Annotated in this window: 17 protein-coding genes, 2 tRNA genes and 1 pseudogene; 1 reads left to right on the top strand and 19 read right to left on the bottom strand. The window is 55.9% G+C overall.

Annotation, left to right across the window (positions count from 1 at the left end):
- Positions 1-6: 6 nt before the first annotated feature.
- The 3 genes and pseudogenes from plsX to A6070_RS05935 all read right to left on the bottom strand — a co-directional run bounded on the left by plsX (position 7) and on the right by A6070_RS05935 (position 1888).
- Positions 7-1037, bottom strand: a pseudogene (plsX, locus tag A6070_RS05945) (phosphate acyltransferase PlsX).
- A 36-nt stretch (positions 1038-1073) separates the two neighbouring features.
- The gene (rpmF, locus tag A6070_RS05940; protein WP_072287474.1) at positions 1074-1250 is read right to left on the bottom strand and encodes a 50S ribosomal protein L32; all 177 of its coding nucleotides are present in this window, start codon (positions 1248-1250) and stop codon (positions 1074-1076) included.
- 86 nt (positions 1251-1336) lie between these two features.
- A complete protein-coding gene (locus A6070_RS05935) occupies positions 1337-1888 on the bottom strand; it encodes a YceD family protein (protein ID WP_072287473.1) in 552 nt (183 codons plus the stop codon).
- A gap of 386 nt (positions 1889-2274) precedes the next feature.
- Here A6070_RS05935 and mazG point away from each other — a divergent pair, with 386 nt between their 5' ends.
- Positions 2275-3087: a nucleoside triphosphate pyrophosphohydrolase gene (gene mazG, locus A6070_RS05925; protein WP_072287471.1), complete on the top strand. Its 813-nt coding sequence runs from the start codon at positions 2275-2277 to the stop codon at positions 3085-3087.
- Positions 3088-3537: 450 nt separating this feature from the next.
- Here the strand turns inward: mazG and A6070_RS05920 are convergent.
- From A6070_RS05920 to A6070_RS05845, 16 genes are all read right to left on the bottom strand, one after another.
- Positions 3538-3614, bottom strand: a tRNA-Arg gene (locus A6070_RS05920).
- A gap of 68 nt (positions 3615-3682) precedes the next feature.
- Positions 3683-4219 carry an adenine phosphoribosyltransferase gene (locus A6070_RS05915; RefSeq protein WP_327191981.1) on the bottom strand — a complete coding sequence of 179 codons (537 nt, stop codon included), beginning with the start codon at positions 4217-4219 and terminating at the stop codon, positions 3683-3685.
- Between the two features lie 35 nt (positions 4220-4254).
- Positions 4255-5310 carry a sigma-70 family RNA polymerase sigma factor gene (locus tag A6070_RS05910; protein ID WP_072287469.1) on the bottom strand — a complete coding sequence of 352 codons (1056 nt, stop codon included), beginning with the start codon at positions 5308-5310 and terminating at the stop codon, positions 4255-4257.
- Positions 5311-5482: 172 nt separating this feature from the next.
- Positions 5483-6319 (bottom strand): peptidoglycan DD-metalloendopeptidase family protein, encoded by an 837-nt coding sequence (locus tag A6070_RS05905; RefSeq protein WP_235605500.1) that lies wholly within the window; start codon positions 6317-6319, stop codon positions 5483-5485.
- Positions 6320-6353: 34 nt separating this feature from the next.
- On the bottom strand, positions 6354-6947 hold the full coding sequence (locus tag A6070_RS05900) for a YqaA family protein (RefSeq protein WP_072287467.1): 594 nt from the start codon (positions 6945-6947) through the stop codon (positions 6354-6356).
- A 2-nt stretch (positions 6948-6949) separates the two neighbouring features.
- Entirely contained in the window at positions 6950-7603 is a 654-nt protein-coding gene (locus A6070_RS05895; protein ID WP_072287466.1) for a protein-L-isoaspartate(D-aspartate) O-methyltransferase, read from the bottom strand.
- 270 nt (positions 7604-7873) lie between these two features.
- Positions 7874-8626: a 5'/3'-nucleotidase SurE gene (gene surE, locus A6070_RS05890; protein WP_072287465.1), complete on the bottom strand. Its 753-nt coding sequence runs from the start codon at positions 8624-8626 to the stop codon at positions 7874-7876.
- Positions 8627-8683: 57 nt separating this feature from the next.
- A complete protein-coding gene (locus A6070_RS05885; protein ID WP_072288159.1) occupies positions 8684-9034 on the bottom strand; it encodes a MerR family transcriptional regulator in 351 nt (116 codons plus the stop codon).
- Between the two features lie 23 nt (positions 9035-9057).
- The gene (locus tag A6070_RS05880) at positions 9058-9339 is read right to left on the bottom strand and encodes an integration host factor subunit alpha (RefSeq protein WP_072287464.1); all 282 of its coding nucleotides are present in this window, start codon (positions 9337-9339) and stop codon (positions 9058-9060) included.
- A 767-nt stretch (positions 9340-10106) separates the two neighbouring features.
- Positions 10107-12521: a phenylalanine--tRNA ligase subunit beta gene (gene pheT, locus A6070_RS05875; protein ID WP_072287463.1), complete on the bottom strand. Its 2415-nt coding sequence runs from the start codon at positions 12519-12521 to the stop codon at positions 10107-10109.
- Between the two features lie 40 nt (positions 12522-12561).
- Positions 12562-13578, bottom strand: coding sequence for a phenylalanine--tRNA ligase subunit alpha (pheS, locus tag A6070_RS05870; protein WP_072288158.1), 1017 nt, complete (start codon positions 13576-13578; stop codon positions 12562-12564).
- Between the two features lie 114 nt (positions 13579-13692).
- A complete protein-coding gene (gene rplT, locus A6070_RS05865) occupies positions 13693-14049 on the bottom strand; it encodes a 50S ribosomal protein L20 (protein WP_072287462.1) in 357 nt (118 codons plus the stop codon).
- Positions 14050-14159: 110 nt separating this feature from the next.
- A complete protein-coding gene (rpmI, locus tag A6070_RS05860) occupies positions 14160-14357 on the bottom strand; it encodes a 50S ribosomal protein L35 (RefSeq protein WP_072287461.1) in 198 nt (65 codons plus the stop codon).
- Between the two features lie 110 nt (positions 14358-14467).
- Positions 14468-14983 (bottom strand): translation initiation factor IF-3, encoded by a 516-nt coding sequence (gene infC / locus A6070_RS05855; RefSeq protein WP_072288157.1) that lies wholly within the window; start codon positions 14981-14983, stop codon positions 14468-14470.
- Between the two features lie 11 nt (positions 14984-14994).
- Complete coding sequence (gene thrS / locus A6070_RS05850) at positions 14995-16905, bottom strand: threonine--tRNA ligase (RefSeq protein ID WP_072287460.1); 1911 nt, start codon at positions 16903-16905, stop codon at positions 14995-14997.
- Between the two features lie 72 nt (positions 16906-16977).
- A tRNA-Val gene (locus tag A6070_RS05845) sits at positions 16978-17052 on the bottom strand.
- Positions 17053-17128: the final 76 nt, after the last annotated feature.

Genomic DNA, 17128 nt, shown 5'->3' with positions numbered 1-17128 from the left:
ATACGTCTAGCAGGAGCCCTTTCCGGCAGCCCCCGCGTCTCCGTCGCATACTTCGGTCCCCAACTGAGCCACAAGACGCTCATTGATGCGCTGCGAAACCGACTCCCTGGCCATATGAATGGCATTCATTATGGCGCGCGCGTTGGAGCCACCATGGCAGATCATCCCGGTGCCCTGAATCCCCAGCAGCGGAGCTCCGCCATACTCTGCGTAATCGACTTTCTTCCGGAAAGCCCGAAAAGCAGGGCGCGCAAGAAGGTAGCCGAGTTTGGCGAAAAACCGCCGCCCGATCTCCTGGCGGAGCATGTCGCTGACAGCCTCGGACAGGCCTTCGGAAACCTTGAGCACCACGTTGCCGACAAATCCGTCGCACACCACGACGTCAACGTCGCCGCTGAAAATATCGCGTCCTTCGACGAACCCGATATAATTGAGCCGCGACTGCTTCAGCAAACCGTGCGCACCGCGCGACAACTCATTGCCCTTGCACTCTTCCTCGCCGTTGGACAACACCCCTACCCGGGGCCGTTCCTTGCCGAACATGAATTTGGCATACACAGCCCCCATGGTGGCGAACTGCGCCAGATGAAAGGGCTTGCAATCGACATTGGCGCCACTGTCAAGAACCACCGTCTGGCTCTTTTTGTTGGGCAGGATCGTTGCGATCGCCGGACGATCGATACCGGGAATCCGTTTCAGAACAAACATGCCGACCGCCATGGTCGCCCCTGAATTCCCCGCGCTGACAACCGCCTGAACCTCGCCGCGCTGCAGCATTTCGAAGGCCACCCGAATCGACGAGCCCTTCTTTTTGCGTACCGCGTCGGAAGGGGAATCATGCATCCCCACCACTTCGCTGGCATGCCGGACAGTCACATCGAGACCCGCCGTGTCGTATCGAGCGAGGATCGCCTCGAGACGGCCCTGGTCACCGACCAGAACAATAGGGACATCCCAACGCCGCGCCGCGGCAACCGCTCCTTCCACCTCGACCTCGGGGGCATTGTCGCCCCCATGGCGTCGACGGCAACTACGATTTTTTCGTTCAAGCAGACGTCCTTCGCGATTCAGGTTTATTCGGTTTCAACGACGTCTTTGCCCTTGTAGCTTCCGCAGCTTTCACAGACACGATGGGGCTGCTTCGGTTCCTTGCACTGCGGGCAGATGGAAATTCCCGGAGCGGTCAGAAAATCATGGGCCCGGCGCATATCGCGTTTCGATTTGGAGGTTTTCTTCTTGGGTACAGCCATCTTTTAAAACTCCTTCCAAGCGGTCTTGAAGACCGGGTCATTTTGTCTTGCCAGAACCGCCGCCTCTGCGGCGGCCCATTGCCTATTTATTTCTTTTTTTCCACCTTGAAGTTTTTCAGCATCGAAAATTTCCCCTCAAGGACCGGCGCGCTGCATGCGCAGTCCCCGAGATTCAGATCCGCGCCGCACTGGGGACACAGCCCCCGGCAACCTTCCCTGCAGAGCGGCTTGAAGGGTAGCGCCATGATCACCTGTTCCTGGATCCCGTCGACAAGGTCGATTTCATCCCCCTCAAAGGAAATCAGGCCAAGATCATCGGCCGTCAACTCGATTTCCTCTGCATCCGGATCTTCCACCACCGGCATCTGACGAGCGTAAGTCAAGGCAAAGTCAACCGACAGCGGGCATTCAAAATCCTGCAGACATCGGCAGCACTGCAGCCGCACAACCGTATTCACACTGCCTTCCACCATGACCATCTCATCCAGACGGCGGACCGTTGCCTCGATGTCGAGAGGTCGGACAAAAACAGCCTCACCATTTTCGTGAAGCTCGGCAAGCACGGGAAAGTGCTCGAACGGTTCGGACCTGTGTAATGCCAGGGTCCGATCCCTGATTTCATCCAAAGCAATGATCAATGCAGGATCTCCGGATAAATTGAAAGCCCGCAGGTAAGCGGGTAGTATAAGGTCTGGCCAAGGTTTGTCAAGGGAAAAGGTCTCCACCGGCGCCAACCCGGCCGTGGCCAGCCATTTACTAGCCTATTCACGCATTCAATGCAAGCAATTATTTACCCCGGCAGGACCGGAGCGAAGCCCTGCGGTAGCATTCGCCCCGTCTGTTCCCGGGTTGAACGGCCAGCCTTGCGGGTCCTGCTGCCGCTGCGCCATTGCACGAATCCGGTCATTGGGTTACTGTCGATGCGGGTTTCCGGCACGAATTTGCCACCGGATCGTGACCGACCCGCAAAGAAATCCAGCGCCGCCAGAAACAGTCCCCCTTGCAAGCCGAAAGGATTTGCCACATGGATCAGACCAAAAATACGCCATCGCTGGGCCGCCTGGCGCATATTGTCGCACAATTGCGGGCTCCACAGGGCTGCCCCTGGGACGCGGCACAGACCCCGGAAAGCCTGCGTCCCTGTATCATCGAGGAGGCATACGAACTCATAGAGGCCATCGATCAAGGCGATCATCTTGCGATTTGCGAGGAACTGGGCGACCTGCTGTTGCAGGTGGTACTGTTGGCGCGCATTTTTGAAGAAAGACACCTTTTCAGCCTTGAAGACGTGGCCCGTGGCATCACGGACAAACTGGAAAGACGACATCCGCACGTCTTCGGCGACTGCCAGGCCCACGATATCGCTTCCACTCAGCGCCAATGGGACGAAATCAAGCGCCTGGAAAAAAGGGACCGGGGAGAACCAGCATCGGCCCTGGGCACATTTCCGCCACATCTTCCCGCCCTGATGAAAGCCAGGAAACTTACGGAAAGAGCCAGTCGTGCCGGCTTCGACTGGCCGGATATGGAGGGCGTCATGGCCAAGGTCCACGAGGAGCTGGCCGAATGCGAGGAAGCCTTTCGAGGCGGCGATGGGCAAAAAATGGAAGAGGAACTGGGTGATCTGTTGTTTGCCGCGGCAAACCTTGGCCGGTTTCTGGACATCGACGCCGAAAACGCCCTGGGAAATACCATCAAACGCTTCACCCGAAGGTTTCATCACGTCGAACATTGCCTGAGAAAAAACCGGCGCCCCCTGACAAGCGCTTCATTGAAGGAACTGCAGAGCTTGTGGGAAGACGCCAAGCAACGGGAACGCGGCATTTCTGAAACATAGCACAATCTTCAGACGATGCCAGAATCGCGCCGCGATCCTAAAAATCCCGCATCTTCAAGCCCCTTGCCACCTTTTCCACAAATTATGTTGACAGGCAGTGGACAACCCTGTGGAAACGGCTTGCCGGGCCCTATCCCTCTGGGCCTCCAACAATCTGCCTATTTTATAACCACAGATACATATGGCAATCAAATCAATAGTTTACATTATTACACCCATATACAACGACACTGCGGAAAGAGCGACCAACCCTGATTCCCTGCCCTGCCATATTTTCTTGGAAACTGCTAAACCATTGGTGATACAGAGGCCGCCGGGACTGAAAAACCGGCATTTCAAAAGCCGTGCAAACCTTGGCGAGGCTGGCGCGGCATCCGATGCGGGGCGGGCTTTGCGAATCGATAAATGGATACGCCCCTCTTCGTATGTACGAAGAGGGGCGTCGAGATTTGGCGGCCCCGGCGCGATTCGAACGCACGGCCTATCGCTTAGGAGGCGATTGCTCTATCCAGCTGAGCTACGGGGCCAGCAAGGGGCTAGATTTATACTACAGGTTTGATTTTTCTGGCAAGTTTTTTCTTTCCTCGCCTTGCCATCAGAATTTGAGCAGACTGAAAACCTTGTGCGATTGAAGTTTTTCCCGGCCTTTCAAAAATTCCAGTTCCGCCAGGAAAGCGCATTCAACAATCTGTGCGCCGCAGTCTTCGACCATTTCGATAACCGCCGCCACGGTGCCGCCGGTAGCCAGGAGGTCATCCGCGACAATGACACGATCACCGCCCTTGAACGCATCGGAGTGGATTTCAAGACTGTCGGTGCCATATTCAAGCTGATAGGTTTTCTGTATCGTTTTGTAAGGCAGTTTGCCTGGCTTGCGCACCAGGGTAATGCCGGTACCGAGTTTATAGGCCAGGGCTGCACCGAGAATGAAGCCGCGGGCTTCGATACCGACGATCTGGTCGATTTTTTGCCCGATATAACGATGCGCTATGAGATCCACCATGCGATGATAACTTTTCGCATCGGACAACAAAGTGGTAATATCCTTGAAAACAATCCCCTTTTTGGGGAAATCGGGGATATCCCGAATGGCATTGCGCAGGTCCTCCACGTCCAGGTTCCTTTCAGTCATAAAACATCTTCCGCGTACATTGAGAGTTAAGGTGTTCAGGAACGCTTTGCCATCTCGCTTTCCATAAAAGCCAGGCTGGCGGTTTCCTGTTCTTCCATGATACCGCGTAATTTCTGCAAGCTCTTGGCCTCGATCTGGCGAATCCGCTCCCGGGTTACGCCAAACCGCCGCCCGATGGTGTCCAGAGTCTGCGGTTCCTGGTCATTGAGACCAAAGCGCAGTATCAGGATCTCCTGTTCATTTTCACTCAGGGTCTGAAACCACTTGCAGACATGGGCATATTTGTCTATGTCGTCGACAAACACGCTGGGGTTGTCGGCGTTGGCATCCTCGATCGTATCGATGAGACTATAGTCGCGGTTTTCACCCATGGGGTGCTCGATGGAATAGGTCTTTTTTACCAGCACCATGAGCCTGCGGATATAGGCAGGGTCCACTCCCATGTATTCGGCGATCTCCTCGACCTTGGGCTCGCGGTTGTACTGGTGAACCAATTCCCGACTGATCTTGATGAACTTGTTGATGTCATCGGAGACATGCACCGGCAGCCGGATCGTGCGGCTCTGGTTCACCAGGGCACGTTCGATGGATTGCCGGATCCACCAGGTGGCATAGGTGGAAAAACGGCACTCCTTGCTCAGCTTGAATCGCTCCACAGCCTTGATGAGCCCCATGTTGCCCTCCTCGATAAGATCGAGGAAAGGCAGACCCCGGTTCATATAGCGCTTGGCTATCTTGACCACCAGCCGCAGATTCGACTCGATCATGCGATCCCGGGCAGCCGCGTCTCCCTGCGAAATACGGCGGGCAAGCATGCGCTCATCCTCGGCCGTCAGCAGTTTTGTCTTCTGGATTTCCCTCAGGTAAAGCTTGATGGCATCATCCGAGGGACCATCGTCCTTTTTGTCTTCCCCGGATTCCTCTTCATCGGAATCGTCGTTATCATCGCACTCCTCTTCGTCTGCCTCTTCCATTTCGTCAAGGACCTGCATGGCATCAAAACCTGCTCCCTTCTCTTCCACGGCTTCGACTTCCTCCTCCACGACAACGTCCTGAACATCCGACGGGTAGCGTTTACGCGTTTTGCCCATATGATCTCAGACCTCCTTGTTCCATGCCTGATTATCCTGCAGCAAGCCAGATTTGCAGATCCGTCTCCGACGCCGGGACGGTTCTGGATTGCGTCATGCTCCAGCGCAGCCCTGTCATCAGCAGCGCATGCCGCTCCGCAGCAACCGCCAGGCGAAGGTCATGATGCCATGATCAGGGTAAAAAAGAAACCGGGTTCAGTGCTTCCTTGCCGTGCCGGATCTCAAAATGCAGACGGGAGCCGCGGTATCCCGGCGGCGACCCGGAAACAGCTATGTGGTCACCCTTGCCGACATAGCTTCCGGCCCGCACCAGATTGGCCTGGTTGAACCCGTAAACCGTGAAGTAGTCGTCGGCATGCTTGAGTATGATCAGGTTACCGTAGCCCTTGATGCCGTCCCCACTGTAGGTGACATGCCCTGCCGCGGCAGCGACCACCGTCTGCCCGTGCCTGACTTCGATTTCGATTCCCTTACGGCCGCCATACCCCTGTTGTCCAAAGGGCTTCACCAGTTTACCACGAACCGGCCAGATAAACCTGCCTTTGGGAATTTTTGTTCCCTCGTTTTTCCTGACAGAGGTCTTATTGCTGGCTGACGGCGCGGCGGGGGTTCTGCGGGAGGAGCTGGACGGAGTCGATGAGGCAGCGCTGGATGGCTGACGCTTCCTGACGGTGGTCACCCGCTGCCGATGGCCCCCGGCAGCCACGGTGGCCGGTACAAATCTTCGGCTGCGCGCGCCGGGTATGAAAAGCCGCTGTCCAACCTTGAGCTGAGTGGGATCCGCGATGCCGTTCAAACGTGCCACGTCATCGGCATCCACTCCATAGGTCTGCCCGATGCGGTAAATGGTCTGCCCGGGCTGCACCGTATGGTATACGCCCCGGGGTGGTCCACAGCCGGCCAGCAGCAGCGCCAGCAGCAGAACCAGCCCGAACCCAATCTTCGCGGCGTGGCCCAGGCGAACAACAACATGCGCCCTGCAAACCTGTTCATGGCACCAAAAAGTCATCTTCAATCGAAATTCCACCGCCTCGACAAGAAGGTCAGGTAAAATGCGACACCAGCAAAAACCCTCCGATACAGAGAATCATAAGGGCAAACGTCAGATAATTGAAATAGGTTTCAACAAACCGCCGGACAGGCTGCCCCCACAAAAAGACCAGCAGCGCCAGCAGAAAAAACCGCAAACTGCGACTGAGCAGGGATGCTAGCATGAACATGCCGAAATTGATCTGGAACACTCCGGCGCCAATCGTGATGATTTTGTAGGGAATCGGGGTAAACCCGGCGGTAAAAACAACCCAGAAATTGTATTGACTGAACAATTCCTGAACCCGGACAAAACCTTCGGCGGAAAACATGGGTACGTATTGATAAAAAAATGCGCCCAGAACATCCCAGAAGCCCCAGCCGATTGCATAGCCCACCGCCCCCCCCAGAACCGACCCCGCGGAAGCTATGGTTGCGAAACGGAAAGCACCGGAAGGCTTGCCGAGCGTCAGTGCCAGCAGCAGAACATCGGGAGGGATGGGAAAAAAGGAAGACTCGGCAAATGCCAGAAGAAAGAGTGCCGGCAGGCCATAAGGCGTATCCGCCCAACGCAACACCCAATCATAGAGACGCCGCAGAAATTTCAAGATCAGATCTCCTCTTCCTTCCACCCATATTTCCCTATCAGGGGAACAAATCGGCAATCGAGCAGATTCTCTTCGCTGAATTTATCCTCACCGATTCGCACCACCCGTTTCAGAACCTGACTTCCGCGGCTACCGACAGGTATGATCAACCGTCCGTCAAGCGCCAGCTGCTTGAGGTAGTAGTGCGGGATATCGGGACTTCCCGCGGTAACGATAATGGCATCGAACGGGGCTTCTTCCTCCCAGCCGCAGGTTCCGTCGGTGAGTTTGATGTTGACGTTACGGCAGCCGACACTGTCGAGAATACGGCGAGCGCGGCGCGCCAGTGAAGGTACCCTCTCCACGGTAAAGACCCGGGAAACGATCTGACTGAGAATAGCCGCCTGGTATCCTGACCCGGTACCTATTTCCAGGATCTTTTCACCGCCGCGCAAACACATTGCCTCGGTCATGAAAGCCACCATGAAAGGCTGGGAAATCGTCTGTTTTTCTCCAATGGGAAGGGGAAAATCGCCGTAGGCCTGGGACCACAAGGCCTCCTCTACGAACAAATGGCGGGGAACCCTCAGCATAGCTTCCAGCACCAGCGGATCCCGCACGCCTCGCCTTACCACCTGCTGCTCGACCATCAGCCGACGGGCTATCGAATAATCCATGTCATTTCCCTCGACGCATCGGCGCCATAATGTAGATCGCCACCCCGGAAAGGTTTTTTACGTCCGGAGCGCCTCCAGAAATATTACGAACCCGCCGGGTGTCCATCCGCGATTCATGGATAAGCACTGGCTGGTTTTCATTACGAAAACAAATAATTTTTCGTTTAACAAAGAAAACAAAAAGCCTGCGCGCCGGCGTGCGCTGGGACACCGCTCAACCAAGCCCGCGGATTGCCGCCGCCGCGAAAAGGGACTGCTTCCTGATAAATACTATACATCGACAACATCGGCATTCCATTGTGCCAGAAACGTAAAAGACTGAAAATTGGTCATGTCAAGATGCAATGGCGTCACGGAGATGTATCCTTCCCCAAGGGCATGGCAGTCGGTGCCGTCAGCCTGCTCGAAATCGCACGCGCCACCACCCAGCCAATAGTACTTGCGTCCCCGGGGATCGATTTTTTCCACAACCATATCGCCATAGCGCCTGCGTCCCTGCCGCGTAAGACGCATGCCCCGGATGGGTTGCGCCGGAACATTGATGTTGAGATAAGTGTCCGGAGGCAGGCCTTCCCGCAGCACTTTTCTGCTGATCAGCAGGGCAGCGCGTGCGGCATGCCGGAATTCGGCATCGGAGAAAGTACGACCGTCAAGCGAAACGGCGATTGCAGGGACACCCATCAGGGTCGCTTCCATGGCGGCCGAGACGGTTCCGGAATAGGTAATGTCATCCCCTACATTGGCGCCACGGTTGATGCCCGCCACAACCAGGTCGGGGCGGGAGGTCAGCAACCCGTGAATACCCAGGTTGACACAGTCCGTGGGCGTACCGTCCACGGCATATACGCCGGGACGCAGTAAATCCGCGCGCAATGGAGCATGAAGAGTGAGGGCATGACCGATGGCGCTGCGGTCGCGGTCGGGAGCCACCACCACAACATGGCCAAGCTCCTGAAGGGTTTCAGCCAGTGCGGCAAGGCCCGGCGCGTGAACGCCGTCGTCGTTGGTCACCAGAATCAGCAAAAAAACGCCTCGAACTGAGGGTGAACGGGTGGAAGGGAAAAGAGAAATCGATGTATTTCAAGTCCGGTCAAGTAGAGTTCGCAACCGCAGCAGATCCTCCCGGATATCCCGCAACATACGCATCGCGTCCAGCGGCTGATCAACCGGCGGCTGCAAAGAACGACATTTCTGCGCAAGAATTTTTCTGGCACCGGCGATGGTGTACCCTTGCTGGTGCAGCATATCCTTGAGCTGCAATATGAATTCGATGTCTTCCCTGCGATAAAGCCGCTGTTTTCCCTGGCTCTTGACCGGTCGGATATTCTGGAATTCCGACTCCCAGTAACGCAGCACATGTGGCTTGACCCCTGTCAGGCGCGCCACTTCTCCGATTTTAAAATACAACTTGTCAGGAATCGTCACCTGCATAACGCGCCCGATGCCGGGCCGTGTCAATCTTGCCCGTTAATAGCCGACTTGAGTACCTGGCTCGGCTTGAAGGTCAGAATGTTGCGCGAACTGATTTCGATCTCCTCGCCGGTTTGGGGATTGCGACCGCGCCGCGTGGCCTTTTGCTTGACGACAAAGTTGCCGAATCCGGCCAGTTTGATTTTTTCACCCTTTTCAAGGGTGTTTTTCATCAAATCGAAGACCATTTCCACAATATCCGAAGACTCCTTCTTGGAAAAACCGGTCTTCAGATATACTTTCTCCACCAGATCCGCCTTGGTCATAACGACATCCCCCTTTTGAACCACAGATACTTGAATTCACGCGTTTTTTTATATCACAGGGATTTACCCCAGGCAACCGGTTTTTTATCAGCGACAAAGCCCCGTACCGACAATACCCGCGAAACGAAGCGTGAGCCCGCTGGCGGGCGGACGGCTATGCGCCGCACAAGCAAGCCTGCGGATTGACGCCGCCACAGCGGAAAAGGGCCGCTTCCGGATGGAAACTAGCGGGTGTTCATCCGGAAGCGCAAATGAACACAGCGCCGTTTCCATATGGGAAGCGAGCAATTTTTCGTTGTGGCAAGGAAATCAAAGGTTTGCGCGGAGGCGTACATCGGTACGCCGCACAAGCAAGCCTGCGGGTTGACGCCGCCACAGCAGAAAAGGGCCGCCTCCGGATGGAAACCAGCGGGTGTTTATCCGGAAGCGCAAATGAACACAGCGCCGTTTCCATATGGGAAGCGAGCAATTTTTCGTTGTGGCAAGGAAATCAAAGGTTTGCGCGGAGGCGTACATCGGTACGCCGCACAAGCAAGCCTGCGGGTTGACGCCGCCACAGCAGAAAAGGGCCGCCTCCGGATGGAAACCAGCGGGTGTTTATCCGGAAGCGCAAATGAACACAGCGCCGTTTCCATATGGGAAGCGAGCAATTTTTCGTTGTGGCAAGGAAATCAAAGGTTTGCGCGGAGGCGTACATCGGTACGCCGCACAAGCAAGCCTGCGGATTGACGCCGCCACAGCGGAAAAGGGCCGCCTCCGGATGGAAACTAGCGGAGTTCGGCACCCAGCCGATCCACAAGCGCCCTGACAATCCTGTCATGGGCTTTCTGAATGTCCTCATCCGTCAAGGTGCGATCGATACTGCGATATCGGACCCTGACAGCGAGACTCTTCTTGCCGTCCGGCACGCCCTTGCCGCGATAGAGGTCGAACAGCACACACTCCTCCACCAGAGGCCCACAGGCCTTGTCCAGCACTTCCTGGACATCCCGGAACAGCAGATTTTCATCAACCAGAAAGGCACTGTCCCTGGCAACCTGCGGAAAACGTGACAATGCACTGAAGACACTTCCACGGCTCTTCGCGGCAAGCATTTGTTCGAAATCAAGATCGAGCAGGAACACCGGCTGATCGATTTCAAAGGCAGCCAGAACCTTTGGATGGACTTCGCCAACAGAACCGAATACGTCACCGTTTTTCCGCAAGCAGCAGGCTTTTCCGGGGTGCAGGTAGCTCTCGACAGTCTCCGCGTCCCAGCTTACCGGGCCGACATTGAACATCTCGAGAATTTGTTCCGCCACCCCCTTAAGATCGTAGAAGTCCACTTTCTGATTGTTTTGCGCCCAGCCTTCCGGTTCCCGACGACCGCAAACAACAGCGCAAAGGCGCCATTTCTCGGCCGGAAGCGTTTCATTGGCTGCCGGCAGGAAAACCGGCCGCAATTCAAACAAGCTCAGGTCCTGATTCTGATAGGAGAGATTGCGGGCAACCGTTTCCAGCAAACTCGGAACCAGGCTGGTGCGCAGCACGGACTGTTCTTCGGTCAGAGGGTTGAGGATGCGGACCGCCTCACGGCGCGGATCCCCGGCAGCCAGACCGATGCGGTCCCACGACTCGGGGGAAACAAAGGAATAATTGACAAGTTCCCTGAATCCGGCGGCAACCATTGCATCGCGCAGACGCGACACTCCCTTGTGGTGGCCAGCCGGCATATGACAGACCATACGGCCAGCCGGCATGGTTACGGGAATGCGGTCATAACCGTTGAGCCTTGCCACTTCCTCGATAAGGTCGATTTCCCTTTCGAGATCCGGCCGGAAAAAAGGTATGGTCACTACCAGGGACTCGCTGTGCCGCTCTTCGGCCGGATGCGCTTCCAGCCCGATGGAACACAGATGCCCGTGAATGTCTTCGAGTTTCAGATCGAGCCCGAGAATTTCATCGGCGCGACGCACCGAAACGACGATCTTGCGCTGGGTCAGGGGACGCGGATACATATCGATCATGCCACGGCTAACCTGGCCGCCGGCAACCTGAGCAATAAGGGCCGCCGCCCGGTTCAGAGCCACCGGGACCATGGCGATATCGCAGCCGCGCTCGAAACGGTGCGAGGCCTCGGTGCGCAATCCAAGCCGCTTGCTGGTGCGACGAATCGTCACGGGATTGAAATAAGCGCTTTCAAGCAGGATATCGGCGGTCTCCGGAACAACTTCGGAATTCTCGCCGCCCATCACCCCGGCGAGGGCTACGGGACCCTGCCCGTCGCCTATGACCAGATCGTTGCCAGACAACTGCCGGGCAGCACCATCGAGCGTGCGGAACGATTCCCCCTCGGCAGCCTTTTTGACCACGATCCGCCCTTCGCGAAGTCGTTGAAAATCGAAGGCGTGCAGCGGATGTCCCAACTCCATGAGGACAAGATTGGTAACATCGACAACATTGTTGATGGAACGCTGTCCCACCGATTCCAGTTTACGGACCAGCCAGCTGGGCGAAGGCCCGATTTTGACTCCGCGAATCAAGCGGGCCGCATAGCGAGGGCAGGCATCGGGGTCCTCAATCGTGACCGAAGTGCAGGCCGCTGCCTCATCTCCGCCTTCCGCCAAAGCGGGCTGGGCAATATTCAACGGGCGCCCTGTCATGGCGGCAACCTCCCGAGCCACCCCCAATACGCTGAGACAATCCGGACGGTTGGGCGTCAGTCCCAACTCGTAGCGGACGTCTTTAAGCCCGAGAGCATCGAAAACAGGTTGACCGAGAGCACAGCTATCGGAAAGGATCATGATCCCATCCGATGCTTCGGCAAGACCCAGCTCTTTTTCCGAGCAGAGCATGCCGCAGGATTCGATGCCACGAATTTTGGATTTTTTGATTTTGAAATTCCCGGGCAATACGGTACCGACCGTGGCCAGGGCAACCAGATCGCCAGCCTTATGGTTGCGCGCACCGCACACGACCTGCACCGTTTCACGGCCATAATCCACCTGACAAACGGTCAGCTTGTCCGCGTCGGGATGCCTGTCGACGGTCAGCAGGCGAGCGGTTACGACACTATCCATCCCGTAGCCGATGCGTTCCATGCTATCCACTTCAAGACCGGCCATGGTAAGCCGGTGCGCCAGCTCCTCGGGCTCCAACGCGAAGTCGACATATTCTTTCAGCCAATTATAGGTAACGATCATAACGGCGATCCTTTTAGAAAAAAATTAGGCGCGGCAGGCCTTAAAACTGGCGAAGAAAGCGGACATCGTTTTCGAAAAACAGGCGCAGGTCATTGACCCCGTACTTGAGCATGGCAATCCGCTCTACCCCCATGCCGAAAGCGAACCCGCTATAAATGGCAGGATCGTACCCCACGGCCTTGAACACTTCGGGATCGATCATGCCGCTGCCAAGGATTTCAAGCCATCCCGATCCCTTGCAGACGCGACACCCCTGCCCTTTACACATTACGCACTGAATGTCGACTTCGGCACTCGGCTCCGTGAATGGAAAAAAAGACGGCCGAAAACGCACTTGCAGCCCTTTGCCGAAAATCTGCGATAAAAATGCGGTAAGCACGCCCTTCAGATCGCCGAAGGAAATGTTCCGATCGACAAGAAAGCCTTCAACCTGATGAAACATCGGCGTATGCGTGAGATCGGAATCACGGCGATATACGGTTCCCGGAGCGATAACCCTTACCGGCGGGGCATGTTTCAGCATGGTGCGGATCTGCACAGGCGACGTATGCGTGCGCAGCACAACGTCGTCGTTGATATAAAAAGTGTCCTGCATATCCCGCGCCGGATGATCCTTGGGCATATTCAGGGCTTCAAAATTATAAAAATCCTGTTCAACTTCGGGACCTTCCGCTACGGCAAACCCCATGGCCGAGAAAATCGCGGCGATTTCCTCGATAACCAGGGTTACGGGATGTTTGCTGCCACCCATGGATCGGCGCCCCGGCAGGGTAACGTCGATGCGTTCTTCCGCAAGGCGCTTTTGAAGTTCAAGCTCGCCGACCAGTCGGGATCGTTCTTCGAAAAGTTTTTCCAGCGTAACTTTAACGTCGTTGGCGAGCGCACCGATCACAGGCCTCTGCTCGGCGCTGAGCTGTCCCATGCCTTTCATAATAGAGGTCAACTCGCCCTTTTTTCCAAGAAAACGAACCCGGATTTCCTGCAAGGCGGCTGCGGAGTTGGCAGACTCAAACGCCTGGCGTCCGTGATCAAGCATGGCAACAAGTTTTTCTCTCATATCCCGTTCCGTCCGTTCGTAGAAAACCCCAAAGGCGGAATGCATCAGCAATCCGCCTCGCAAAAAAAAAGAGATGAGGCCCGGCCCCATCTCTTTTTTCTCATCTTTGTCAATTTACTGAAGCTGGGCTTTGGCTTTGTCGGCGATGGCGCTAAAACCGGCCGGATCCGCCACAGCGAGTTCCGCCAGGACCTTGCGGTCCAATGCGATCTCGGCCTTCTTCAGACCGAACACCATGCGGCTGTAGGAAAGGCCGTTTTCACGGGCCGCAGCGTTGATGCGGGCAATCCACAGGGCGCGAAAATCACGCTTTTTGACGCGGCGGTCGCGAAAAGCGTAATTCAGCGCACGATCAACGGCCTCGGTGGCACTGCGAAACAATTTGCTCCGGGCGCCGCGATAACCTTTGGCGAGCTTCAGAATCTTGTTACGACGACGTCTCGCTTTGAATCCACGTTTAACTCTGGGCATGTAACTACTCCTTGTGATGGTAATGAGCGGAAAATTCCGCTGCCGGATCTGAAGGGGGAGACATTTCCCCTCAGTTCACGGTCTTAAACATGACCCCCGCCAACCCCGTGCTACAGATAGGGAATGAGACGGCTGATATTCTTTTCGTCGGTCTTGGCGACAAGCGTACCCTGGCGCAGAACACGCTTGCGCTTGGTCGACTTCTTGGTCAGGATGTGGCTGGTAAAAGCCTTGTTCCGACGGATTTTACCGCTGCCGGTCTTGCGAAAACGCTTTGCGGCACCACGATTGGTCTTGATTTTAGGCATGGAAAGGTTCTCCTTAATGTCATGCTGCACCCCCGCACGGCAATATGACGCGACAGGGCCGTGAACGGGACCACAGGATCATCCGGCGCTGCAACGACCGGCCTGTTTGGCTATTTTTTCTTCGGTGCGATTACCATAGTCATGAAACGTCCCGCCATGCGCGGCGTCATCTCTACCTGTCCGGCTTCACCGATCTCCTCGGCAACACGCTTCATCAGATCCATGCCGAATTCAGGATGGGTGACTTCGCGGCCACGGAACATGACGGTCACTTTAACCTTGTTGCCGTCCTCGAGAAAACGCACAGCGTTCCTGAGCTTGACCTGGAAATCGTGCTCCTCCGTCTTGGGCCGCATCTTGACTTCCTTGATGTCGACACGCGCGGATTTCTTTTTGGTTTCCGCAGCCCGCTTGCTCGCCTGATACTTGTATTTGCCGTAATCCATAATGCGGCAAACAGGCGGCGTCGCGTTGGGGGAAACCTCGACAAGATCGAGACCTCGCCCTTCGGCGGCCAGCAACGCCTCGTTGACGCTCATGACCCCAAGCATCTCACCTTCATCATCGACGACACGGACTTCCTTCGCTCGAATGGCGCGATTAACGCGCGCTTCTTCCTTAGCTATGGTAGCACCTCCTAACGATACTGATCGCACTCTTCCTGAACAAACCGTGCAAAGTCTTCAGGACTCATGGGTTCCAGGTTTTTACCGGTGCGGAAGCGCGGAGCCACGGTACCATCCGCCATCTCCTTGTCTCCCACAACCAGCATATAGGGGATCTTTTCCACCTGGGCCTCTCTGATCTTGAAGCCAAGCTTTTCGTTCCGCAGGTCGCACTGCACACGCACGCCGGCGTCACGCAAAGCCCTGGTGACTCTCTCGGCATAGTCGGCCTGATGATCGGTTACATTGATCACCGTGGCCTGAACCGGGGAAAGCCACAATGGGAAGCTACCGGCATAATGTTCGATAAGGACGCCGATAAACCGTTCGATGGCACCGAGGATAACCCGATGCAGCATGACTGGCCGATGCTTCTCACCATCCTTGCCGACATAAGTGAGATCGAAACGCTCAGGCAGGGTAAAATCGCACTGGATTGTAGCACACTGCCATCTTCTGTCAAGGGCGTCCTTGAGTTTGACGTCGATCTTGGGGCCGTAAAATGCGCCGTCCCCTTCATTGATGTCATGCGGAAGCTGCAAATCCTTCAAGGCATTCATCAAAGCGTTGGTGGCACGCTCCCAGTCCTCGTCACTGCCGATCGACTTTTCGGGACGGGTGGAAATTTCAAGTTCGTACTCGAAACCGAAAATCGCCATCACGTCGCGCACAAACTCCAGAACCGCTTTGATTTCAGCATCGAGCTGTTCAGGGGTACAGAGTATGTGGGCATCGTCCTGGGTAAAACCGCGCACGCGCAGCAACCCGTGCAGCACACCCGATTTTTCATGGCGATGCACCGTGCCCAGCTCAAAATAGCGCAGCGGCAGATCACGGTAGGAACGCTGCCGCGACTTGTAAATAATCATGTGGGCCAGGCAGTTCATCGGCTTCAGGCCATAGCCCTGCCCGTCCACCTCGGTGAAATACATGTTTTCCCGGTAGTTGTCGAAATGACCGGAAGTCTTCCACAAATCCGTGCGCAGAATCTGCGGCCCCATGACGATATCGTAACCGCGACGCAAATGCTCGCGACGCTCGAAGTCTTCCAGCAGAGTGCGCAGCAAGGCTCCTTTGGGATGCCAGATCACCAGTCCTGCGCCGGCTTCCTCACTGAAGGAAAACAGGTCAAGCTCACGTCCTATGCGCCGATGGTCTCGCTTTCGCGCTTCTTCCAGCTTGGCCAGATAGGTGCGAAGCTCTTTTTTATCGGGAAATGCCGTGGCATAGATGCGCTGCAACATGGCATTTTTTTCACTGCCGCGCCAGTAGGCGCCAGCCACGCTGGTCAGTTTGAAGGCTTTGACAAAACCGGTCGAGGGCAAGTGGGGGCCACGACAGAGGTCGATGAAATCACCCTGGCGGTACAGGGAAACCGTCGGAGCATCCAGATCCTCGATCAGTTCAACCTTGTAATGCTCCCCCATCTCCCGAAACAGGGCAATGGCACTGTCCCGGGTCATCTCTTCGCGCTGGATGGGAAGGTCGGCCCGGGCCAACTCCTGCATCCGGGTTTCGATGTTTTCGAAATCCTCGGGCGAAAATGTATGTTCCTTGCAGTAGAAATCGTAATAAAAGCCGTTTTCAATGGCCGGGCCGATGGTGACCTGAACCTTGTCCCCGTAAATATCCTTGACTGCGTGAGCCATCAGGTGAGCGGTTGTATGCCGGTAGATTTCGAGCCCCTGAGGCGAATCAAGGGTGATAATTTCCAGCCGGCCGCTTTCGTTGATCGGCGTGGCCAGATCAACCATGCGGTCATTGAAACGGGCCGCCACCGCCTTGCGGGCAAGCCCGGCACCGATCTCGGTCGCCACCTTGCCGGCCGTGGTCATTTCAGGGAATTCTTTCTTGGAACCGTCCGGCAATTCGACCTCAATCATGACCGCTCACTTTCTCCGCGAACAAAAAGAGGCATCCGAAGATGCCTCGTTGCGCGCGGTGTTTGTAGAGTATGGTAGGCACGGGCGGGATTGAACCGCCGACCCCTACCGTGTCAAGGTAGTGCTCTCCCACTGAGCTACGTGCCTACAAATCAGCGACGGGGCACAGTAATATCAAAACGTGGGCACCCATGTCAATATTTTTCGCATCATAGCAGCAAAA

The sequence above is a fragment of the Syntrophotalea acetylenica genome (assembly GCF_001888165.1).
In the GTDB taxonomy this organism is placed as follows: Bacteria; Desulfobacterota; Desulfuromonadia; order Desulfuromonadales; family Syntrophotaleaceae; genus Syntrophotalea; species Syntrophotalea acetylenica.
This window is presented reverse-complemented; position numbering and strand designations above follow the sequence as displayed.